At 61.0% G+C, this 22,143-nt stretch carries 15 protein-coding genes and 1 tRNA gene; 7 read left to right on the top strand and 9 right to left on the bottom strand.

All coding sequences use genetic code 11. The features are described from left to right. The first annotated feature begins 252 nt into the window (after positions 1 to 252). Together Q1A89_RS15815 and Q1A89_RS15810 are read left to right on the top strand one after the other, a co-directional pair. Positions 253 to 4,713, top strand: a complete 4,461-nt coding sequence (locus tag Q1A89_RS15815) for a DNA/RNA non-specific endonuclease (protein WP_299730322.1) — start codon at positions 253 to 255, stop codon at positions 4,711 to 4,713. A 7-nt stretch (positions 4,714 to 4,720) separates the two neighbouring features. Beyond that, on the top strand, positions 4,721 to 5,167 hold the full coding sequence (locus Q1A89_RS15810) for a hypothetical protein (RefSeq protein ID WP_299730320.1): 447 nt from the start codon (positions 4,721 to 4,723) through the stop codon (positions 5,165 to 5,167). 89 nt (positions 5,168 to 5,256) lie between these two features. On the opposite strand, the gene Q1A89_RS15805 is transcribed toward Q1A89_RS15810, so the two are convergent. From Q1A89_RS15805 to Q1A89_RS15795, 3 genes are all read right to left on the bottom strand, one after another. Further along, positions 5,257 to 5,958, bottom strand: a complete 702-nt coding sequence (locus Q1A89_RS15805; RefSeq protein ID WP_299730318.1) for an SDR family oxidoreductase — start codon at positions 5,956 to 5,958, stop codon at positions 5,257 to 5,259. A gap of 288 nt (positions 5,959 to 6,246) precedes the next feature. Beyond that, entirely contained in the window at positions 6,247 to 7,458 is a 1,212-nt protein-coding gene (locus Q1A89_RS15800) for a pyridoxal phosphate-dependent aminotransferase (RefSeq protein WP_299730316.1), read from the bottom strand. Continuing rightward, on the bottom strand, positions 7,455 to 7,961 hold the full coding sequence (locus Q1A89_RS15795) for a hypothetical protein (protein ID WP_299730314.1): 507 nt from the start codon (positions 7,959 to 7,961) through the stop codon (positions 7,455 to 7,457). Before Q1A89_RS15795 ends, Q1A89_RS15800 begins: the two co-directional genes overlap by 4 nt. Before the next feature lie 58 nt (positions 7,962 to 8,019). On the opposite strand from Q1A89_RS15795, the gene ampC reads away from it, so the two are divergent. From ampC to Q1A89_RS15770, 5 genes are all read left to right on the top strand, one after another. After that, on the top strand, positions 8,020 to 9,171 hold the full coding sequence (ampC, locus tag Q1A89_RS15790) for a class C beta-lactamase (protein ID WP_299730312.1): 1,152 nt from the start codon (positions 8,020 to 8,022) through the stop codon (positions 9,169 to 9,171). A gap of 109 nt (positions 9,172 to 9,280) precedes the next feature. Beyond that, positions 9,281 to 9,354, top strand: a tRNA-Gly gene (locus Q1A89_RS15785). Between the two features lie 102 nt (positions 9,355 to 9,456). Next, positions 9,457 to 11,268, top strand: a complete 1,812-nt coding sequence (locus Q1A89_RS15780; RefSeq protein ID WP_299730309.1) for an ABC transporter transmembrane domain-containing protein — start codon at positions 9,457 to 9,459, stop codon at positions 11,266 to 11,268. 167 nt (positions 11,269 to 11,435) lie between these two features. Beyond that, positions 11,436 to 13,334, top strand: coding sequence for an acyl-CoA synthetase (locus Q1A89_RS15775; RefSeq protein WP_299730306.1), 1,899 nt, complete (start codon positions 11,436 to 11,438; stop codon positions 13,332 to 13,334). Between the two features lie 132 nt (positions 13,335 to 13,466). After that, positions 13,467 to 13,952, top strand: a complete 486-nt coding sequence (locus Q1A89_RS15770; RefSeq protein WP_299730304.1) for a hypothetical protein — start codon at positions 13,467 to 13,469, stop codon at positions 13,950 to 13,952. An 87-nt stretch (positions 13,953 to 14,039) separates the two neighbouring features. On the opposite strand, the gene Q1A89_RS15765 is transcribed toward Q1A89_RS15770, so the two are convergent. The 6 genes from Q1A89_RS15765 to Q1A89_RS15740 all read right to left on the bottom strand — a co-directional run bounded on the left by Q1A89_RS15765 (position 14,040) and on the right by Q1A89_RS15740 (position 22,134). After that, positions 14,040 to 14,525, bottom strand: a complete 486-nt coding sequence (locus Q1A89_RS15765) for a DoxX family membrane protein (RefSeq protein ID WP_299730301.1) — start codon at positions 14,523 to 14,525, stop codon at positions 14,040 to 14,042. A gap of 189 nt (positions 14,526 to 14,714) precedes the next feature. Next, positions 14,715 to 16,349, bottom strand: coding sequence for an ABC transporter ATP-binding protein (locus Q1A89_RS15760; RefSeq protein ID WP_299730298.1), 1,635 nt, complete (start codon positions 16,347 to 16,349; stop codon positions 14,715 to 14,717). Between the two features lie 94 nt (positions 16,350 to 16,443). Next, positions 16,444 to 17,262, bottom strand: a complete 819-nt coding sequence (locus tag Q1A89_RS15755) for an ABC transporter permease (RefSeq protein WP_299730295.1) — start codon at positions 17,260 to 17,262, stop codon at positions 16,444 to 16,446. A gap of 13 nt (positions 17,263 to 17,275) precedes the next feature. After that, a complete protein-coding gene (locus Q1A89_RS15750; protein ID WP_299730292.1) occupies positions 17,276 to 18,232 on the bottom strand; it encodes an ABC transporter permease in 957 nt (318 codons plus the stop codon). Positions 18,233 to 18,434: 202 nt separating this feature from the next. Next, positions 18,435 to 20,039, bottom strand: coding sequence for an ABC transporter substrate-binding protein (locus Q1A89_RS15745; RefSeq protein ID WP_299730289.1), 1,605 nt, complete (start codon positions 20,037 to 20,039; stop codon positions 18,435 to 18,437). Positions 20,040 to 20,181: 142 nt separating this feature from the next. Beyond that, positions 20,182 to 22,134, bottom strand: a complete 1,953-nt coding sequence (locus Q1A89_RS15740) for a CocE/NonD family hydrolase (RefSeq protein WP_299730286.1) — start codon at positions 22,132 to 22,134, stop codon at positions 20,182 to 20,184. Between the last annotated feature and the right edge of the window lie 9 nt (positions 22,135 to 22,143).

Here is a 22,143-nt window from a genome sequence, read left to right as displayed (position 1 = left end):
TTGATGCGGTTTTTGTGTTCCCTGTCACGCCTCGGCGTCCTAGGACTGATGGCCTGTGGAGCACTCGCAAACACCGGTCCAGTGCATCGCCACAAGTTCAAGCGTAGCAATATCGCCCGAGTCGTGGTACGGTTCCCGTCATATTAGAATTAAACTTATTGTTTTGAGGTCTGAATGGGTAGCAAGGATCAGGCGCCTTTTGATGCTAAGGATTTCATGGCGCGGGCGCGAAAAAGCCCTCTCAACTGCGCGATGCTCACTGCAAAATCCGGTTTGATTATCGAAGCCGACCGGCGCAGGCCGGTGGCCGCAATGCGCAAGGCGGCCAAGGCGGCGGGTGGCTCGGCCAAGGGTGTCTGGGGCACAGTGCAACTCAACGGCAAAGTGCTGGTGATAAAGTCCGAAATCGGCGCGCCGGGTGCTTTTGACAAAACCGTCAAGAAACACTTTGCCGATCTGGGGCAGAGCCTGCAGGTGCAGATCGAGGCCGTGGACCCCAATGCCTCTGCTGACGACGAGGTTGAGGAGAAAGAGGAAAAACCAAAGCCCGGTGCCAAGGCCAATGGTGCGGGTGCTGAAGATGCGAAAGCGGAGGCGAAACCCGGTGGCTTGGCCAAAGGCCCAAAAGCGGCAGAGGATGAGGCCGCGCCAGATGCGGAGACCGGGGAATATCCCGAAGACCCTGAAGACCCGGATGACGCAGAAGACGTAGCCGCCCATGAGGGCGGTCTGAAGGAGATCATCGCAGCGGCGCGCAAGAAACCGTTCAACTTTGCATGGCTGGTCGGCAAGGAAGGCATGATCCTGAAGGCCCATCGCCGCAAGCCTGCGGCCATGTTGGTTCAGCAAGCCAAAGCCGAAGGGGCAAGCGCGCGCGGGGCGTGGGGCAAGTTGAGCGTTGAAGGCAAATGGGTTGTTCTGAATTGCGAGGACGATCCCCCCGGCAACATGGTGCAATTGGCCAAGCAGCACCTCAAATCCAGCGGCGCGACCCAAGGGGTGCTGGTGCGCAGCCCGCAAGGTGAGGCCTCGGCCGGACCTGAGGAAGACGAAGAGGTCAGCGCAGAAGACGTCGCGGCCGTTCTGATGGCCGAATACAATCTGATCGAAGGCCCCCTTGATGAGATCATTGCGGCGGCTGACAAGGGCCCTGCCAAGAAACTGGAAGGCCTCAAGGCAATGTTTCGCGCCGCGATGGAAGCGGGCGATGCCAGCAAGGCGCAAAAAATCCTGACGCTGATCAAGCAGACCGCAGGTCTCAAGGATACGCTGAGCACCCCCGTTGTCACGCCACCCAAAGACGTGGCGATGAGCGAAGATCAGGTTCTTGAAACCTTAAAAACATCGCTGCGCGGGCGCGTGGATGCGGTCAGCCCGGCAGCGCAGTCCGCCGAGTTCGATGAAGAGAAAAAGGCGCTGCACGCCCGCATCACCGGGGCGACGGATACGGCGCAGATCGAAGTGCTTTCGGAAGATATCGGCACGTTTGAAGATCGGTGGCGGAACGGGGCGGATGATGCCGCGCCTGCGCTCCAGGGGATGAAGGGCAAATCCGTAGAAGAGATTTTGGGAATTTCCGAAGACAAGGCCCTTGAGTTGCAGCAATGGGCAAAAGACATGGCCATGGCCGAAGAAGGGGTGCTTGGCGACGAGGTGGGCGGCGAAAAGCTTGCCGAAGCGCTCAAGGGCAAATCCGACCTTGGCGCCCTGAGTGATCAGGAAAAGCAATATCTCGTGGTGATGACGGCAAACTCCTGGATCGAGGCGCCAGCGGACCCCGATAATCCACTTTTGACCGTGGAAAGCCGTGTGGGCGAAAATCTTGAGGAACTGACCGCATCCGTCAAGGGCGACCCGGATCTGTCCGGTCTGGTGGCGGGGGCCTTGTGGGCCTCTCATGCATCGCGCGAAACCTTTGTGGGCACCTATCAGGTGATTGAACCGGCGCGCGATATCTCGCACGAAATCATGCTGACGGCGCTGGATCTTGATCCCGAACTCACCACCAAAATGATGATGATGCGCTATGGCCCCAAATCTGTGGCCCAACTGGCCATGGGTGACGCGCAAAAGCAGATCCTGACGGTGGATATCGACAATCCGGACATTCATGAACGCAATTTTGACGCCCTGTCCGAAGAGCGCCGCAACGCGCTGCTGACGCAGATTGGCAGCGGCAAATATGACCCGCAAACCACGAACACCGTGACATCCTACATGTTTGATGCCGCGGACGAAGACGATGTCGACAGCCTTGAATCCCAGCGCGCCATGGCCGACGCGCTGACCCGCACATTGTCGCAGAGCATGGGCATGAAGGGGAGGGCGGCTTCCAGGACAAAGGACCGTATTCGCGACGTTATCGCGACTGATGGCGGGCAGGAGTTGCTGTTCAACCGCGCCATCAACCCGGCCTTGCGCAACTGGGCGCTGACCGAGTTGACTGCCGTTCCGGGCAAGTCCTTTCCCAACCCGATTCAGTTGGAAAACGGTTGGGAAAGCAACGTCATTGCAGAGGCTTACGGCAAAAAGACGCTGGAGCTGGCAAAGACGCAGTTTCCAGAGCCCAAGGCGCTGGACCTGTCCAGAAAAGAAGCGACGGTCAATTCTCTGGGTTCCTTGCTGGGCATGCAGGCCGACGTCGTCATCCCCGAGAACGAAACCGAAGAAGAAACTATCGCACGGCTCAAGAAAGAGGAAGATTTCGCCTATTACGACGCGAGCAAGCCACCGATGAGCAAAATCATGGGTCATGTGGCAGCCTCGGGCAAGGACCCGGCCGAAGTCACGCCGATCCCGGTTTCGGTCACCAGCAACGAGTTTGGTGCGGCCATGTTCCGCGTGCTGCGGATCGAGACGGAGAAGGGGCCTCATTTCATAGACGACAAGGGCAATCGTTATCTGGATGTCGCGACATGGGTCACCAAGAACGAATTGCCGCCGGGCACGATGTGCTATCCGGCCGGTCTCGCGCTGGGTGGCGCCCCCAAGACAGGCCCGACACCCAAGAATACCACTGGTGCAAAAGTGCTGGACGCCGCGGACAAGGCGGCGGTGGCCATCGGCGTGACGGCGGGCATTGTGGCCATCGCAGCCTCGGGCGGGACCGCGACGCCGCTTGTGGTCGGGGCCAGTGTCGCGATGGGGGCCACGGGGGTCTATTCTACCGCGCGGTCCGTCTCGGCACTCGATACCAAGAGTGAATTGGGGCACGACATCTGGGATGCCGGCGATCCGGAGATGCGGGGCATGTGGCTGGATCTCGGATCAAATGCGCTGTCGATCGGCGCCCTTGGTGGCGGGGTTGCCCTGACCAAAGGGGTGATTGCGGGGCGCAGTGCGGCAAACCTTGTGGCTGGCATGCAAGTGGCCGGGAACCTCGTTGATGCCGCCGCGATGGCCAACACCATTTCGACCCTGTCGGTTAAATGGGACAAGATGACAGAGGCCCAAAAGGCGCAGGCCCTTTTGTCGCTGTCCTTTCAGGCCGGAATGGGCACCGCCGCGCGTAAGAAAAGCGGCGGGACGCTGGCGGATGATTTCAGTTTCACCCGCACGCGCAACCAATTGGAACATGGCACGCCGTTCAATCTGGAACGCGACACGACCCTGCCGGAAGGCGGCGTCAAAGCGACGTGGGACCCGCATCCAACCACGGGCGAGCCGACAAATATCCGCCTCGCCTACAATTCCGACAAGATGCCATCGCGCGAAATGATTGCGCTGCATGGCAGGGCCGCTGCCAGTATGGAAGCGTCCCTGAGCATGAAAACCAAGCTGCTGAACGCCTTCAAAGGCAAAAAGCCCGCACCGGCAGGCTCGGCAGCCTGGGAAGCGACGGAGGAATTGAAGAAATTTGCCGATGAGACCCAAGGCATCATCAAAAAACTGAACAACCCCGACCTGTCCCCGGAAGACAGGATCATGCTGGAGGCGCGCATTGACGAGATCAATGTCGAACTGATCAATCAGCGTGCGCGGTTGGACAAGATCACTGAGCCGGGAAGTGGCCTTGTGGCGGCCCCGCAGACGGGCGCGCAGCAAGCCGCTGCTTTGAAATTCCCCGATCCGCCCACGCCCAGTGGCCGGGGCAAGGCCGACTACATTTGGGTGGCGGGCAATCCCGAACCCCATCTGCGCCCGCTGCATGATGATGTGCCGCCCTGCCGCCTGGAAAACGGCAAATTCGTCTACAAGATCAATCGCGGATGGACGTCGGACACCGAGACGGATTTCAACTGGTACGCCAACAATCCAGAGCCAAATGCGAAATATGAATATGAAAACGGCGCAACCTACAGCACGGATGACAAGGGGCGCACATCATCCCTGACCGCAAGACTGCGCGATGATCCATGGGACCGCGACGAGTCGACCCAGCGCGCCATCGGTCAGGTCGGAAAGGCCGGAAATCCCGGCGAAAGCTATGATGGCGGGCATCTCATCCCGCGTGAATTGGGGGGGGCGCCGGGCAAGCTGAATGTCGTGCCGATGCAGAGTTACCTCAACCAGCATGGTGAGTGGCGCAAGATCGAACGCAGTTGGCGTGACATGGTGAAGGGCGGCAAGGATGTTCAGGTCAAGATTGACGTCGAATACTATAAGTCCGGCAATGCGGCGCGGCAGGCGACACCCAAGAGTTTTACTGTGGTCACCACAATCGACGGTGTGCCACAACCGGCCAAAGTCATCAAAAACCTGAGCAGTGGATAGGATTGCCATGACATCCGATCAGGACATCGTTCAAGAGATGGGAAATCTGCTGGGCCAGCTTGCGCACCCGGCAGCGGAAGCGCTGATTTTCCGTGGCAAAGTCTATCCGGAATTCAACGAAGGCTTGGCCTATTGGGTTGAAAAGGACGGCCAGGAGAAGGTGTTTGGCAGCCCCGGATCAGAGATGCCTTTGGCGTTGATCAAGGACATGCTGTCGCTGGCCGAGGATCTACTGGCGACCCCGGTGTTTCAGGCCAGCCCGTTTACGCATTTCACGCTCTCGCTGGATCGGGATCTGGATCTCGAGATGGATTTTGCCGATATCCCTGTGTCGCAGAACTGGGACAATCTGTTCATGAAACCGGTCAGCGCGCTTACTCTCGAAGAAGCGCGGGAGAAATTCATTCCGGAAGAAGACTGGCAATCGCGCCATGACGCTGTCGCGGCGGACTGATCGCTATCGGCACCTGCGACACTGGCCTATCCGAGTATTTGATGCTGCGCGCTTGTGCTCTTGATAGCAACCTGCGCGCAGCATTTCCATCAGACCGAGCGTGTGATCCCGCCATCCACCCGGATGTTTTGCCCGGTGATATAGGCGCCGCCGTCGCTGGCGAGAAACGCCACGACGCTTGCAATCTCACCCAATGACGATCCGTAGCGGCCCATCGGGATCATGGACCGAAACTCTTCCTTTTCCGGAAGGCTGTCGATGAAGCCGGGCAGCACGTTGTTCATGCGGATGTTTTCGGCCGCGTACTTGTCGGCAAACAGCTTGGAATAGGCGGCGAGACCTGCGCGCATGACGCCGGATGTCGGAAAGACCGGGTTGGGCTCAAACGCGGCAAAGGTCGAGATGTTGATGATCGCGCCGCCGCCTTGTTTTTGCATGATCGGTGTGACAAGCCGGGTGGGGCGCACGGCATTGAGGAAATAGACCTCCATGCCTTCGTGCCAATCCTCATCCGTCAGTTCCAGAACTGGCGCACGTGGGCCGTGGCCGGCCGAGTTCACCAGCACGTCAATGCGGCCCCAATGGCTCATCGCGGCATCAACCAGCTTTTGCAGGTCGGCCTCGGATTTGTTGGTGCCGGTGACGCCGACCCCGCCAAGTTCTTTGGCGAGTGCCTCGCCTTTGCCGGAGGATGACAGGATGCCAACATTGAAGCCATCGGCGGCGAGGGCGCGTGCGCTGTCTGCGCCCATGCCGGACCCGCCTGCGGTGATCAGTGCTACTTTGGTCATGGGGTCGTTCCTTACTCTTTTGCGACGTCGTCTGTGTTCAGGTTCAGGTGGTCCATTTTCGATACAGGCATATTCGGCGAACTGTTCCGCGTTGTCCTTTGGACGCAACCCAAGATGGCGGCCTTGGCATTGTCAACCCGGGCGCGGCGCAACTTGTCGCGACAGGCCGCGTGTTGGGTGTGTGGGCAATGTCCATCGATTGGAGGTCATCGCGCATCTTTGACCAGGGTTCGCGCAAGCCAGCTTCAAGACGGCCCGCCGCGCCGGTCGGGACGGGTTTTTCGTCAGTCAGGTCTTTCTTTTGAGTTTGGCCACCGAAACGGCGATCCGGTCCATGGCCTGACCAAGCACGTCCATGGAGGCCGCGGTCGAGATGCGGAAAAATGGCGAAAGTTCATAGGCGCTGCCCGGCACGGCGGCGATCCCTGCATCCTTCAGGATATAGGCAGTGACCTCGGCATCATCGCTCAAGGTGTCGCCGTCCGGGGTTGTCGCGCCAATCAGGTCTGCGCAGCCGATCAGCCCATAAAATGCCCCACCCGGAGGGTCGAGCGTGAGGCCGTCAATTGCCGCGATCCGCGCCACCACCAGATCGCGCCGTTCTTCAAAGGCCTTGCAGAATGCGCGCACGTCATCCTGAGGGCCGTTCAATGCAGCGGCGGCCGCGGCTTGCGCGATGGCACAGGCACCGGAACAAACCTGGCTTTGCACTTTGGTCATTGCCGCGATCAGCGGCTTGGGGCCAGCGCCATAACCGATCCGCCACCCGGTCATCGCATAGGCCTTGGAGACGCCGTTGACGGTCAGTGTCCGATCTTTCAGCGACGGGCACACGGCGGCAAAGGAAGAAAAGCTGCGCCCGTCAAACAGGATGTGTTCGTAGATTTCGTCGGACAGGATCAGCACATGCGGGTGCTTTTCCAACACTGCGCCAAGGGCCTTCAGATCGTCGTCGGAATAGACCGCACCGGCCGGGTTGGACGGCAGGTTGAGCATGATCCACCGCGTTTTGGGCGTGACCGCGGCCTCGAGCTGCTCGGGTGTCAACCGAAAGCCCACGTCGGCCGGGCATTTCAGCGCCACGGCCTGCCCACCCAAAATCAGGACGATGTCCTTGTACTGGCCGAAATAGGGCGCGCACATCAGCACCTCGTCGCCCGGTTCCAGCGTGGCCATCATGGCATTGAACAAGACCTGTTTTGCACCGTTCGAAACGATGACTTCGTCCAGGCCATAAGTCAGGTTGTTTTCGCGCAAAAGCTTTGCCATCACGGCCAGACGCATCTCTGCGGTGCCGTTTGTCGGTGGATAGCGGGTCTCGCCCCGCAGGGCGGCCTGATGCGCGGCCTCGACGATATGCGCGGGCGTGTCGAAATCGGGCTCGCCGAGCCCTAGGTCGATGACATCCTCGCCCCGCGCCTTGGCTTCTTTTGCCGCCTGACTCACCCAAGCCGAGGCAGACGGTTTGACGGGATCGAGACGGCTGGATGCGAATTTCAATGTATTTCCCCTTTCACTTGCGCCGGTAGCGTGTCGGGTGCCTCGGCAAGCAAGGATGCATCCGACCCGCAGGCCACAATGGTGGAACCTACGTTCAAAAGCTCTGACGCAAAACCCGTGTGTGAAGAGGAATTCAGGGAAAGCGAGCGGATGTGCAGGGTCTCTTCGGTATCGTCAGGTTCTTCGGGCAGCTGATGGGGCACAGCATTGAATCCCTTGCATGCCGAATTGAATAAGGCGGCCACCTTATGGTGCGGCCCTGGCTTGAAAAGTATTGCAAACCTCGTCTTGAGGATGTGCGTCCTTCGTTCAAGCTCCGTGAGGGCGTCGGCGCATGTATCTCGTTCTGAAAACCGTTCATCCGCGAATGTGAGCCGTCTTTCAGGAACATCGCGTGCAAGGCGACGCTGTTCAAATCGTACAGGGTTCTGTGGCAGCTGGTGACGAACGGTTGTGACCTGCCGAAACAAAGCCAATTGCAGCGCGGCAATCTCTTGATACATAGGAGTGCTGTGGCTTCTGGCGTGTGGCAGGCGCAGTCCAACTTGAGAGGCATATGAAATGAAATCGGCCCTCGGCTTTTCACTCGCACTGGCGTTTTGCGCAACGCCCGCCCTGTCAGAACGACTCACCGATGTCGCGTTCCAGCAGATCAGCGAGACCGTCTTTGGCCCGGTCATCGACGCCTTTGACATCCCCGGTATGGCGATCGGGGTGACCTACAGAGGCGAAACCTACATCTACACATATGGGGTCGCTGTCCGCGAAACCGCGCAACCGGTGACGCCGGACACCCTGTTCGAGCTTGGGTCGGTCAGCAAGCTGTTCAGCGTCGCCTTGGCGGGCCTCGCCGATGCGCGCGGGGTGCTGTCGTTGGAGCGCCCGGTGTCGGACTGGATGCCTGACATCAAGGGCAGCGCCTTTGATACGATCACGCTGTACGATCTGGCTGCCCATGCCAATGGCGGCTTGCCGTTACAGGTTCCAGCCCAGATCAGGACCGACGCCGATCTGACGCGATGGCTGGCGGATTGGACGACGGATGGGGACCCACGGCACATTCGATCCTATTCCAACCTGAGCATTGGATTGCTGGGGAAGATCACCGGCGAAGCCTTCGGCAGCGATTATGACACCGCCCTGAAGAAGGAACTGCTGCCCGCGCTTGGCCTTGAGAGCACGTATGTGACAGTCCCTGAAGCCGCGATGCAGCACTACGCCTTCGGGTACGACCGGTTTGGCGACAGCCCGGTCCGGGTCGGTCTGAACATACTGGATGCGGAGGCCTACGGGCTAAAATCTTCGCTGACTGATATGATCCGGTTCCTCGAGACCCATCTTGGCCTGCACCCCATATCGGCAGAGGTTGCCGCCGCACTCGCCCGGACCCGCGCGGCGCGCTATGACACCGCGCACTACGCACAGGCGATGGTTTGGGAAGAATACGTGTGGCCCGTGACGGCCGAACAGCTTGCGGCAGGAAACAGCCGCCAGATGGCGCTGGCTCCGCAGCCGATCACAGAGCGCGATGCGCCGCTTGAGGGGCCGATGTTCCTCAACAAGACCGGGGCAACAAATGGGTTTGGGGCCTACGTGGCCATGGTGCCCGAAGAAGAGATTGGCGTTGTCGTTCTGGCCAACCGATACTATCCGAACCCGGTGCGGGCGCGGGCGACGCTTGAGTTGATAACGGCGATCCTCGACGCAGAGTAGCGTGAAGGGGGGCTTTGGCCCGCACGCCGCTTGGCGGTCGACCGGAGAGACTTGTTGGTAACCTAACTTGACGACCCCAGACCTATGAAATACTACCCGAACCTGTTGAGCGGGCGTTGTGTAGTGGTAAGACCTTAGCCTTCCAAGCTAATGACGCGGGTTCGATTCCCGCCGCCCGCTCCATCCTCACATTTTCGCCGAACCGGACCCCTGCGGCCGCCGGTCCACTTGACCTTACACTTCCATTGCGGCCATCTGCGGTGCAAGTTCAACGCCGGAGACCGCATGACCGATACCACGACCCCTCACACGCCCCCGGTTTCGGGCAATGAAGAGCGTGAGAAGTCCAAGAAAATCGGTGCATTGCGCGAGCTGTTTCCGTTTGTTCTGCCCTATTGGCCGCTGCTGGTCGCCGCGACGTTTGCGCTGGTCAGCACGGCGATCATCTCGCTGACCTTGCCGTTGGCGGTGCGCCGGGTGATCGACAATTTCGGCACCGAAGACCCGCGTATCCTCGATCTCTATTTCATGGCCGCCATCGGAATAGCGGCCCTTTTGGCGGTTGGCACCGGCGTGCGCTATGCGCTGGTGACGCGGCTGGGCGAGCGGGTTGTGGCCGACATCCGCAAGGCGGTGTTTGACCGGGTCATCGGCATGTCGCCGCGGTTTTATGAAAACATCATGACCGGCGAAGTTCTCAGCCGGATCACCACCGACACCACGCTGATCCTCAGCGTCATTGGCTCGTCCGTGTCCATCGCGTTGCGCAATGCGCTGATCTTTGTCGGGGGGCTGGCGCTGATGCTGCTGACCTCGGCCAAGCTGACGGGGCTTGTGCTGCTGATCGTTCCTGCGGTCGTGATCCCGATCCTTGTATTGGGGCGGCGGTTGCGGGTGCTTGCCCGCGAAAACCAGGACTGGATCGCGGCCTCTTCGGGGCGGGCATCCGAACAGCTGACGGCCGTGCAGACAGTGCAGGCCTTTACCCACGAGGCGGCAAGTCGGGCGATGTTTTCGGATGTGACCGAGGCGAGCTACGGCTCGGCCCGGCGCCGCATCACCACCCGCGCGGCGATGACGGTGATCGTGATTTTCCTGACCTTTGCGGGCATTGTCGGCGTGCTGTGGATCGGGGCCAATGACGTGCGTGCAGGCCTCATGTCGCAAGGCGCGCTGATCCAGTTCGTGATCTACGCGGTGATGGTGGCGGGGGCCGTGGCCGCCCTGTCGGAAATCATCGGTGAATTGCAGCGCGCGGCAGGGGCGACCGAGCGGCTGGTCGAGTTGCTCCAGACCCGCGATGACGTGTCAGACAAGGAAAACCCGGTGGCAGTGCCCAGCCCCGTGCAGGGGCAGATCACTTTTGACAATGTGCGCTTTGCCTACCCTGCGCGGCCCAAGATCAACGCGCTGGATGGGGCCAGCTTTGATATTCGGCCCGGTGAAACCGTCGCCTTTGTCGGTCCCTCCGGTGCGGGCAAGACGACCGTGATCCAGATGCTGTTGCGCTTTTATGATCCGCAAGAGGGGCACATTCGCCTCGACGGGATCGATGTGGCGGACATGGCGCGGGAGGTCTTTCGCCAGAACATCGCGCTGGTGCCGCAGGACCCGATGATCTTTGCCGCTTCGGCTGCGGAAAACATCGCCTTTGGTCGTCCGGGCGCGACACGGGACGAGGTTGAGGCCGCGGCCAAAGCGGCGGCGGCCCACGACTTTATCTCGGCCCTGCCCGAGGGGTATGACAGCCCGCTGGGCGAGCGGGGTGTGATGCTGTCGGGTGGGCAGAAACAACGCATCGCCATTGCGCGCGCCATTCTGCGGGACGCGCCCGTGCTGCTGCTCGACGAGGCGACAAGTGCGCTGGATGCCGAAAGCGAACGGGCCGTGCAGGACGCGGTCGACAGCCTCAGCCAGGGGCGCACCACGCTGATCGTCGCACACCGTCTTGCCACCGTGAAAAAGGCAGACCGGATCATCGTTCTGGATAAAGGCCGTATCGTGGCCCAAGGCCCGCATGACACGCTGGTTTCGCAGGACGGGCTTTATGCGCGGCTTGCCCGGCTGCAATTCACCGATGGCATTGCGGCCGAGTGATCGTAGGCTGACCGGCACTATGTGACCCTCGGTCACGTGTTCTGACGCCGCGTCCCGAGCGTCCAATCTATCTTGCAAAGCTTGAACAATCTCGCGATGCACCGCATCTTGACGACAGGGAAGTTTGCGCCGTCACAAAACAAAATGGCGCGCCAGGGAGGATGCCAATGAGTTTTGCCGGGATCGCGGATCGCGACGCCATCGAGAATGAAATGCCATGGGACGAGCGCGGCTTTGCCACCACCCTCTACGGCATGCTGAGCAACACGGCGGGCAAGTTCCCCAGCCACAAGGCGATCAGCTATCAGATCTTCTCTGACCCGCAGTCCAAGGCCGAGACGCTGACCTGGACGCAGCTGAAGGATCGCACCACGCAATGCGCCAACCTTCTGCGCAGCCTGGGGATCGGGCCGACGGACGTGGTGGCCTATGTGTTGCCAAACGCGACCGAGACCGTGATTGCATTGCTCGGTGGGGCCACGGCAGGCATCGTCAACCCGATCAACCCGCTGCTGGATGCCGAACAGATCGGCGCCATCCTGCGCGAAACCAATGCCAAGGTAGTGATCACCCTGCGCCCGTTCCCAAAGACGGATGTGGCGCAAAAGACGGCCGAGGCGGTGGCGCTGGCCCCCAACGTCAAGACCGTGCTTGAGGTTGATTTGCTGACCCATGTGTCGGGCCTGAAATCCTTCATCATCCCGCTGATCCGGCCCAAGATGGAGCAGGCGCCCGGCGTCACCTACAAGGCGTTCAACGCCGAAGTGGCCAAACAGCCCACCACGCTGCAATTCGAGGACATGCAGGAAGATCGGGTGGCCTGCTATTTCCACACCGGCGGCACGACGGGCATGCCCAAGGTCGCCCAGCACAAGTATTCGGGCCTGGTCTACAACGGCTGGTGCGTGCAGCGGCTGCTGTTGACTGCGGATGACGTGGTGATGTGCCCGCTGCCGCTGTTCCACGTTTTTGCCTGCCATCCGATCCTGATGGGGGCCCTTGCCTCGGGTGCGCATGTGGTCTTCCCCACGCCGCAGGGCTATCGCGGGGACGGCGTGTTTGACAATTTCTGGAAGCTGATCGAGCGCTGGAAAGTCACGTTTATCATCACCGTGCCTACGGCGATTTCGGCCAAGATGCAGCGGCCCATCGATGCGGATATTTCGACCATCAAGACGGCCTTTTCCGGCTCTGCCCCACTGCCGCAAGAGCTGTTCAAACGGTTCGAAAAGGCCACCGGCGTGAACCTGATCGAAGCCTACGGAATGACCGAGGCGACCTGTGCCGTCTCGGTCAACCCGCTGGATGGCGTGAAGAAAATCGGCTCGGTCGGCATCGCGCTGCCCTATACGCAAGTGCGGATCTACAAGACCACGCCTGATGGCCCGATCGAGGCGGATGTGGATGAGGTCGGTGAAATCTGTATCTCGAACCCCGGCGTTTACGCAGGCAATACCTATACGGAGGCGGACAAGAACGTCGATCTGTACTATGCCGACACTTTCCTGCGGACCGGCGATCTGGGGCGCATCGACAGCGACGGCTATGTGTGGATCACGGGCCGGGCCAAAGACCTGATCATCCGGGGTGGGCATAATATTGATCCGGCTGAGATCGAAGAGGCGCTGCTGGGTCACGAGGCGGTGGCCTTTGCCGGGGCCATTGGTCAGCCCGATCTGCATGCGGGCGAAGTGCCTTGCGCCTATGTGGAACTGGTTGCCGGGGCGTCGGTGACACCGGATGCGCTGATGGCGTTCTGCAAGGAACATGTCCTTGAACGCGCAGCACAGCCCAAGCACATGACCATCATGGGTGAGTTGCCCAAGACGGCCGTGGGCAAAGTGTTCAAACCCGACCTGCGCAAGGAAGCGATCACGCGGGTCTATAACGAGACGCTGAACAAGGCTGAACTTGAGGCGCGCGTCGTGTCCGTTATCGACGACAAGAAGCGTGGATTGGTGGCACAGGTGGAGCTGAACGGGGCCACACAGGCGTCGGTTCAGACGGTTCTGGGCGACTTTGTGCGCCCCTGGGAATTGGCCAAGGCCGCCATCGCCGCCGAATGATCACGACATAAGAGGGGTGTGCAACCCAGCGGGTTTGCGCGCCTTTTTCCTTTGTCCGCGATGACGTGAACGTGACTGCGGTGATTGCGGGTTTGCCGCTACTGTGTGGCGCAACACAAGGACCCGTTCGACATGCCCAAATCCCGCGCAAAACCCCGTAAATCCAAGACAAGTGCCGCGCCCGCCGCTGCCCCGCAGACCCGGCGCAGCATGCTCAAACTGGCAGGCGGCGGTGTACTTGCCGCAGCCGGGGCCGGAGGCGTCGGGCTGTGGGGTGTCAGTTCCTTTCGCGCCTATGCAGCTGAGCATGACCTTAGCCGTGTCGGGCAGGGCAACATCGCGATTGTCCAGATCCATGACCCGCAATGTCCGACCTGCACCGCCCTGCAGAAACAGACCCGCGCGGCCCTGCGCGATTTTGACGATTGCGGGATGACCTATCTGGTGGCGGATATCAAAACGCCTGAGGGAGCCGCTTTTGCCCGCAAATACCGCGTGCCGCATGTGACGCTGTTGCTGTTTGACGGCGCCGGGGAGTTGCGAGAGACGCTGCAGGGCATGCAACAGGCCAGCCAGCTGGCGCAGGCCTTTGCCGCACACAAGGCTGCGGTGGCCTGAGGCCGATCAACGAACAGATAAAAAGGTGCGGCGCCGGGCAAGCCCGACGCACGCCGTGAGTGATGCGAAACCTGCGTGTTTTGGGACCTATTCCGCCGGGAACGTCTCGCCAGCGTAGGTGTTGCGCCGGGACTTGAAGAACGCATCGAGACAGAAGCGATCCTCTTTTCGGAAGGCAATCATCACCGCCGATCCGCAGAGCGCAATCACCGTGGGGTAAAACAGGTGCTGCATCCCGGCAATCTTGTCCATGGGCAGCCACAGGGCAAACGGGTCAAGCAGGGCGGACCAAATGGTCATCGCGGAAAAGCCGGTGACCGCAAGCTGGGCCAGCACCGCGTAGATGCGGAAGAGACCAAACACCACCAAAAGCCCGATGATAAGTTCGACATATCCAAAGGCGTATTGCAGGTCGTCACCGGGAAAGAGCCCGAAATAGAACTTTTTCTGAACCTGAACACCCATGCCGGGTTTGACGATCTTGGCGAGCCCCCACCAGACCAGCAACATGCCAAGACTGATGCGCAAAGCCATCAAAGTCAGTGCCTGCCGTGTCGAAACCTGTCTGTCCATAAGCCTATCCTCTTGTTGCTCATGTCCTGACTAGGTTCCAGACGTTAACGCAGGGTTGCCGCCCACCCGGCGCAAGCCTGTCAAAGGCAGATTTCAAGGTTCAATGACCAAGAAAGAGCAATAGATTTTAGTCAAAGCGCGCCGGAAAAGCGGCCCGGGCAAGGGCCACGGCGCCAGATAGCGACGCGGTCAGTTCCCCGCACTCTCCATCTTGCGATGCGCAATCACGTCCTCGAGCCAGCCCAGTTTCATCTCCGGCACCGAACTCAAAAGCAGGTCGGTATAGTCGTCAAAGGGCGGTGTCAGCACCTCGGACTTGGTGCCGTAGCGCTGGACGCGACCCTGATACATCACCGCGATACTGTCGGCGATGGCCCGCACTGTGGCGAGGTCGTGGGTGATGAACAGATAGGCGACGTCTTCGATTTTTTGCAGCTGCAACAGCAGCTTGAGGATGCCGTCGGCCACCAGCGGATCAAGCGCCGATGTGACCTCGTCACAGATGATCAGCTTGGGCTTGGCCGCCAGTGCACGCGCGATGCAGACCCGTTGTTTCTGCCCCCCGGACAGCTCTGCCGGATAGCGATCCTGAAAGCCGCTGCCCAATTCGATTTCGTCCAGAAGTTCCTGAATACGCTTCTGTTTTTCGGCCCCCTTGAGGCCAAAGTAGAACTCAAGCGGACGTCCGATGATCGTGCCCACGGTCTGGCGCGGGTTCATCGCGGTGTCGGCCATCTGGTAGATCATCTGCAATTCGCGCAGGTCTTCGCGCGAACGCGAGGGCTGATCGGGGCTGAGCGTGCGATCGCCGAACGTGATCGTGCCCTCCCGCGGGGGTAAGAGGCCGGTGATAACACGGGCGAGGGTCGATTTTCCGGACCCGGATTCGCCTACAACGGCCAGCGTTTGACCGGCGCTGATGTCGACGGTGACGTCATGCAGCACGTCGAAATTGGTGCCTGCGTAGCGCGCGGTGATCCCTTGTACACTCAGGATCGGTTCGACCGGTTCCTTTTCGACATGTTTGATGGACCGGACCGAAACGAGGGCCTGGGTGTATTCCTCTTTCGGGGCGTTGATGATCTCGTCGGTGGTGCCGTATTCGACCATCTCGCCCTGGCGCAGCACCATGATGTGATCAGAGACTTGCGCCACCACGGCAAGGTCGTGGGTGATATAGAGGGCAGCCACGCCAGTGTCGCGGATCGCGTCCTTGATCGCCTTCAGCACGTCGATCTGGGTGGTTACATCCAGCGCGGTGGTCGGTTCGTCAAACACGACGAGGTCCGGTTCGGGACACAGCGCAAGGGCCGTCATGCAGCGCTGCAATTGCCCACCCGAGACCTGGTGGGGATAGCGCGACCCGATGTTGTCGGGATCGGGCAGGCCGAGCTTGGCAAAGAGATCGCGGGCGCGCTGTTCGGCGTCGGACTTGGAGAACTTGCCCTGCAGCACGGCAGCTTCGATCACCTGTTCCATGATCCGCTTGGCCGGGTTGAACGAGGCGGCGGCGGATTGCGAGACGTATGTCACCTCGGCCCCGCGCAGGCGGCGCACGTCGCGCACGGAGGATTGCAGCACGTCGCGCCCGTTGACCATGACCGTTCCGCCGGTGAGCTCCACACCGCCCCGCCCATAGGCCATGGCTGCGAGGCCAATGGTGGATTTCCCGGCGCCGGATTCGCCGATCAGCCCCAGCACCTTGCCCGCCTCGACGTCGAAGTCGACGCCGTGCACGATTTCGATATCATGGGGTTTTTCACCGGGGGGATAGACGGTCGCCCCGATCTTGAGGCCGCGCACTTGCAAAAGAGGTGTGGTCATGACTGGCCTCCGTCGGCGCGTGCTCTGTTTGGCTGCGCCAAAGGCGCCCACCCGCCGACCCTGGCAAGAGTGCATATTTTTGGAACAATGAAGGTCATCCGCGTCCCCCTTTGAGCGATGTGGTGCGGTTGAGGACCCAGTCGGCGATCAGGTTCACGCTGATGGCCAGTGTGGCGATGGCGACAGCCGGGTAGAGGGCGGCGCCGATGCCGAAGTTGATCCCTTCTTTGTTCTCTTTCACGATGCCGCCCCAGTCTGCAAGCGGGGGCTGTACGCCGATTCCGAGGAAGCTGAGTGTCGAGATGAACAGCACCATGAAGATGAAGCGCAGTCCCATTTCGGCCACCAGTGGCGAGAGCGCATTGGGCAGGATTTCGCGGAAGATGATCCATGTGAGTTTTTCGCCGCGCAGGCGTGCGGCCTCGACATAGTCCATGACCGAGATGTCCACGGCCACGGCGCGCGAGAGGCGGTAGACCCGTGTGCTGTCGAGCAGCCCCATGATCACCACCAGTGTCACCACCGTGGCCTCGATCGAGGACAGGATGACGAGCGCGAGGATCAGGGAGGGGATGGACATGAACAGGTCGACAAGGCGGCTCATCACCTGATCGACCCAGCCCCCGGACACGGCGGCGATGAAGCCCAGCACCGCCCCGGTGGTAAAGCTGAGCATTGTGGCCAGCGTGGCGATCAGGATTGTGGTTTGCCCGCCATAGATCATGCGCGTCAGCAAATCCCGTCCGATCTGGTCGGTGCCCAGCCAGTGGTCTGCTGAGGAGGGCTCCCACACATCACCCACCGCTTCGGCCATGCCGTAGGGGGCGATCAGGTCGGCAAAGATTGCCGCGAGGAAATAGGTCGCGGTGATCGTGAGGCCGATGGCGGCGGAGAGGGGTATGTTTTTGAACATCTGTGCTCTCCAGTTATTTGGGGTGGCGTAGGCGTGGGTTGGCCAGAATGGACACCACGTCAGCGACAATGTTGAGGATGATGTAGACGGCGGCAAAGATCACGCCGCAGGCGAGCACGACCGGAACGTCTCGTTTGACCACAGCGTCAACCAGATATTGGCCCATGCCGGGATAGGCGAACACCACTTCAACCACGACAACCCCGACCACCAGATAGGCGAGGTTGATCATCACCACGTTCACAATCGGCGCGATGGCATTGGGAAACGCGTGTTTGCGGATGACGGCGAAGGTGTTGAGGCCTTTGAGTTCCGCCGTTTCGATATAGGCCGATTGCATCACGTTGAGGATCGCGGCGCGCGTCATGCGCATCATGTGGGCCAGCACCACCAACGTGAGGACGGCCACGGGCAGTGAAATGGCGTGCAGTTGATCAAGCAGCGGCATGCCGGGCGAGACGGAAGCAAAAGAGGGCGCCCAGAACAGTTTCACCGCGAAGAAGAAGACGAGGATATAGGCGATCATGAATTCGGGCAGCGAGATCGAGGCCAGCGTAATGCCGGAGATCAGCTTGTCCGGCCAGCGGTTCTGATAGCGCACGGCGATCAGGCCTAGCAGGATGGCCAGCGGGACCGAGATGATGGCGGCCCAGAAGGCGAGGAACAGCGTGGCGCTCATCCGGCGGGCGATCTGTTCGCCGATGGGCAGCTTGTTGGTCAGTGCGATGCCCATGTCACCGGTAAAGATGCCGCCGAGCCATTCGAAGTACCGTGTGAAGGCCGGGCGATCCAGCCCCATTTCGGCGCGCAGGTTGGCGAGGTTTTCTTCGGTCGCGCCCTGGCCGAGGACGGCTTGCGCGGCATCTCCCGGCAGGACTTCGGTCAGGCCAAAGATCAGGGCAGAGGCAGCCAGCAGCAGCAATAGCCCGATGCCGAGGCGTTCTGCCACAAGTTTCAGGATGGGGTGCATGAGGATGAACCTGTTCTGCTAAAAATGTTTTGGCGCGATGTCAGTGCCAGCGGGCTGCCGCCAAAAGGGGTGCTCGGCCGATGCGTGTAAACAGCGGGCCAGTATGCAGGCTGCGCGATCCGCTCGCTGATTGTCGAGGCATTCATATACATGTCTAAAAGCAATCGGGCGGCCCCATGTGGGGCCGCCCGATTCTGTGCTTTTAAGCCTTCCAGGTCTTTTTGAACGCGTACCAGTTCATCTGCGGACCGTTGGGATCGCTTTCCCAGCCTTTGACGTTGGTCGAAACGGCGTCAACGAAGTCGTTGAACATCGGCACGATCAACCCGCCTTCTTCGTTCAGCATGCGACCCATCTTGGAGTAGATGTCCTTGCGCTTGGCCTCGTCGAGTTCGGCGCGCGCCTCAAGCAGCATGGCGTCGAATTCGGGACGTTTCCAGCGGGTGTCGTTCCAGTCTGCCGAGGACAGGTAGGCCGTGGTGTACATCTGGTCCTGCACCGGGCGACCGCCCCAGTAGGAACAGCAGAAGGGCTGCACGTTCCAGACTTCGGACCAGTAGCCATCATTGGGCTCACGCTTGATTTCCAGCGGGATACCGGCGGCTTGGGCCGATTGCTGGAACAGGGCTGCAGCATCGACCGCGCCGGGGAAGGCGCCATCCGCTGTCCGCAGGATGATGGGCGAGCCATCATGGCCGGATTTCTTGTAGTGCTCGGCCGCTTTTTCGAGGCTGAATTCGCGCTGCGGGATGGTTTCGTCAAACAGCGGGTAGGCTGCGTTGATCGGAATGTCATTCCCGACCGAGCCATAGCCCTGCAGGATCTTGTCGACCATTTCCTGACGGTTCAGCGCATATTTCAGGGCCAGACGCAGGTCCAGGTTGTCAAAGGGCGCGGTGTCGATATGGGCGATGAACACATAGTGACCACGACCGGCTGTCGACAGCACGTCGATTGTGGGCGCGCGGTCCAGCAACTTGGCGATCTTGGGCTCGACCCGGTTGATCGTGTCGACCTGACCCGATTGCAGCGCCGCTGTACGGGCGGTTGCGTCGTTCAGCACGATGACTTCGACCGTGTCATAGTGGGCCGTGACCGTCTGGTCGCCGCCCCAATAGTCGTCGCGCCGCTTGCCGATCATGCGCACGCCGGGCTCGTCGCTTTCCAGCGTGTAGGCGCCGGTGCCGATGGCTGCGGTTGGATCGTCAAAGCCGCCATTGGGCTGGATCATCAGGTGGTAGTCCGCCATCAGGTAGGGCAGGTCGGCGTTGCCAACGGCCAGTGTGACTTCGAACACGTCGCCATCAGTGCGCATGGATTCGATGCCCTGCACAATGCCGAGGGCGCCGGATTTGGAATCTTCGTTGGAGTGGCGCGCCATGGTCTGCATGACGTCTTCGGCCGTGACAGCCTGACCATTGGAGAATGTAATCCCCTGACGCACCTTGAAGCGCCATGTCTTGGCATCCGCCGTGCCTTCCCAGCTTTCTGCGACCAGACCGGTCAGCGAGCCGTCGGCTTCGACTTCGACAAGGCCTTCGCCCCAAAGCTGACCACCGGCGATCGGCACGTCAGAGGCCCATGTGGCGGGGTCCTGGCTGTTGGTGGATTCGCCACCCTGCACACCCATTTTGAAGGTGCCTCCCGCAACGGGCGTTGCATGGCCGTCGGCGCGGGCCGCATCGGCCAGAAGGGTGGACGCAACGGCGGCGCTCACACCCAGTGCCGCAGCGCGGCTCATGAATTCACGGCGCGTCATTGCGCCCGCTGTCACGCGTGCGGACAGCTTTTCTAGTTCTTTCGACATATGGTGTCTCCCGGTTGGATCATACCCGCGTCTTGTGCGCGGTATTCTTGATATCGCCCAGAGCCTAAGCATTTGCCGCCTGCTCGCAAGAGTTAATGCCGGAATCCGGCACGACGATTTCGTGACATCTCATGGGCTGCGGTTACAGCAGATCGCGCTCGATTTTGTCCTCAAGGGTGCGATGATAGATGCGTATATCGTTCTCGAACGCTTCAAGTGTCGCGCTGAGGTGAAAATGGGTCGCATCCGACCACATTTCGCAGGCCGTCTCGGTGCGCAGCCGGATATCGCCCCGCTCAAGCTCGTCGCTCCAATGGCATGTTCCACGTGCCGAAAGGGGGTCATCGGGATGGATCGACCAGCGCTCGCGCGCGATTGATCCACTCATCAGCCCGTGGTCGAGGTCGCGGATTCTGCCGAAATCATCCTCGATGATCAGGCTGGTGATGCCGGAGACCATATCGGTTTCCTGACGGCGGATGTGGTTTTCCGCGCGCAATTCCTCGGTTTGCCAAGGGGCCGCGGCATCAGGGGGTGGAAAGGTCCACTCGCCTGCATCTTTCAGTTTCTGAACAGACAGGGACCCGGAATGCAAATCGAGGGTCGTCGGGGTTGGGGCGGGCCAGATCAGCGGCCAGTAGGCAGTCGAGATGGCCACGCGCAGCTGGTGCCCTGCTGGCACCGTGTAGGCGACATGATCGAGCGTCAGGGTGATGTCCTCGCGCTGGCCAGGCACCAGTGGGCGGCCCAAATGACGGGCGAGGTTCAGCACGCCATAGGTGATCCGGGTCGAGGCCCCGTCGGGATGCACGTGGTTCAGCCGCACCGCGATCTGCGCCACTGGCGCGTCGGCGCTGACGGTCAGGCGGATCACGGGCGCGTCGGTGACCGACAGGTCCGCCTCCAGCGCCGGGCTGTCAAACGTCGCACTCGATGCATCGTCGCGTCGCTGGTCACCCGGCAGCTCCGGGCCCAGCCAGATGGCGCAGTATTCGCCTGCATTCGCACCCGTGTCCTGCGGAGACGTGACGACGCGATGCAGCGTGTCCTGCACAGGGCCGAGGCCTGCATCGGTCAAATACCAATGCTGGGTCTCTGTCTGCGCATCGGCCAGCCAACGTCCGGGCCGGTCCGTGTACCACGTCGCCGGGCGTACCCCGTCCATCAGGTAAGTGCGCAGGTCCGGGTCATCCTCGACCCCGGTCTCGACGTCCTTCAGCCATTTGTCCCACCAGCGCAACGCCTCTTGCAGGAAGCCGATGCGCGGTTCGGGCACGGCGAAATGGGGGTATTTGTGGACCCATGGCCCGATGATCCCCTTAGCACCGGGGATGTTGTCGACGATCTGCGGCACCGCGTTCTTGTAGGCATCCCCCCAGCCGCCGACGGCCAGCACACGCGCCTTGATCGTGTCATAGCTTTCGCAGACCGACCCATGCTGCCAATAGGCATCGCGCGCTTGATGGCGCAGCCAGACGGAAGGCAGGAACGGCTCAGCCTCCAGCCGCTCCAACCACATCTCGCGCCAGTCCGGGCGCAGGGCAGGGTCGGGCGCGCGCGATGAATAACTCCACATCGTTGCACCCCAGCCGAGGTTTTCATTGAGCAGGCAGCCGCCCTTGTAGTGGATGTCGTCGTTGAACCGGTCCACGGTCGAACAGAGTGTGATGATCGCCTTGAGCGGGGCGGGGGCCATGGCGGCGACCTGCAGGGAATTGAAGCCACCCCAGCTGATCCCCATCATGCCGACATGGCCGTTGCACCAATCCTGCGCAGCCACCCAATTGATCACCTCGACGGCGTCGTCCAGTTCGGTTTGGGTATACTCATCCTCCATCAACCCGTGGCTGTCGCCATTGCCGCGCATGTCCACGCGCAGGCAGGCATAGCCGCGTGCGGCGAAGTAAGGATGGGTGAGGGCGTCGCGCGCGCAGGTCCCGTCGCGCTTGCGATAGGGCAGGTGTTCAAGGATCACCGGGACCGGATCATCCCCCGCATCCACGGGCCGCCACATGCGGGCGGACAGGCGGGTGCCGTCAGACATGATGATCCCTAGGTCCGGGGTCTCTTCGATCTCGCGCAGGGTGTTTTTCATCGGCCCACG

This window comes from uncultured Tateyamaria sp., assembly GCF_947503045.1.
In the GTDB taxonomy this organism is placed as follows: domain Bacteria; phylum Pseudomonadota; class Alphaproteobacteria; order Rhodobacterales; family Rhodobacteraceae; genus Tateyamaria.
The sequence above is the reverse complement of the archived record's forward strand: the minus strand, read 5'-3'. Positions and strand labels throughout refer to the sequence as shown.

Coding starts and splice junctions, on each gene's coding strand:
- Q1A89_RS15815 (WP_299730322.1), top strand. CDS start 253: ATGCTCACTGCAAAATCCGGTTTGATTATCGAAGCCGACCGGCGCAGG.
- Q1A89_RS15810 (WP_299730320.1), top strand. CDS start 4,721: ATGACATCCGATCAGGACATCGTTCAAGAGATGGGAAATCTGCTGGGC.
- Q1A89_RS15805 (WP_299730318.1), bottom strand. CDS start 5,958: ATGACCAAAGTAGCACTGATCACCGCAGGCGGGTCCGGCATGGGCGCA.
- Q1A89_RS15795 (WP_299730314.1), bottom strand. CDS start 7,961: ATGTATCAAGAGATTGCCGCGCTGCAATTGGCTTTGTTTCGGCAGGTC.
- ampC (WP_299730312.1), top strand. CDS start 8,020: ATGAAATCGGCCCTCGGCTTTTCACTCGCACTGGCGTTTTGCGCAACG.
- Q1A89_RS15780 (WP_299730309.1), top strand. CDS start 9,457: ATGACCGATACCACGACCCCTCACACGCCCCCGGTTTCGGGCAATGAA.
- Q1A89_RS15775 (WP_299730306.1), top strand. CDS start 11,436: ATGAGTTTTGCCGGGATCGCGGATCGCGACGCCATCGAGAATGAAATG.
- Q1A89_RS15770 (WP_299730304.1), top strand. CDS start 13,467: ATGCCCAAATCCCGCGCAAAACCCCGTAAATCCAAGACAAGTGCCGCG.
- Q1A89_RS15765 (WP_299730301.1), bottom strand. CDS start 14,525: ATGGACAGACAGGTTTCGACACGGCAGGCACTGACTTTGATGGCTTTG.
- Q1A89_RS15760 (WP_299730298.1), bottom strand. CDS start 16,349: ATGACCACACCTCTTTTGCAAGTGCGCGGCCTCAAGATCGGGGCGACC.
- Q1A89_RS15755 (WP_299730295.1), bottom strand. CDS start 17,262: ATGTTCAAAAACATACCCCTCTCCGCCGCCATCGGCCTCACGATCACC.
- Q1A89_RS15750 (WP_299730292.1), bottom strand. CDS start 18,232: ATGCACCCCATCCTGAAACTTGTGGCAGAACGCCTCGGCATCGGGCTA.
- Q1A89_RS15745 (WP_299730289.1), bottom strand. CDS start 20,039: ATGTCGAAAGAACTAGAAAAGCTGTCCGCACGCGTGACAGCGGGCGCA.
- Q1A89_RS15740 (WP_299730286.1), bottom strand. CDS start 22,134: ATGAAAAACACCCTGCGCGAGATCGAAGAGACCCCGGACCTAGGGATC.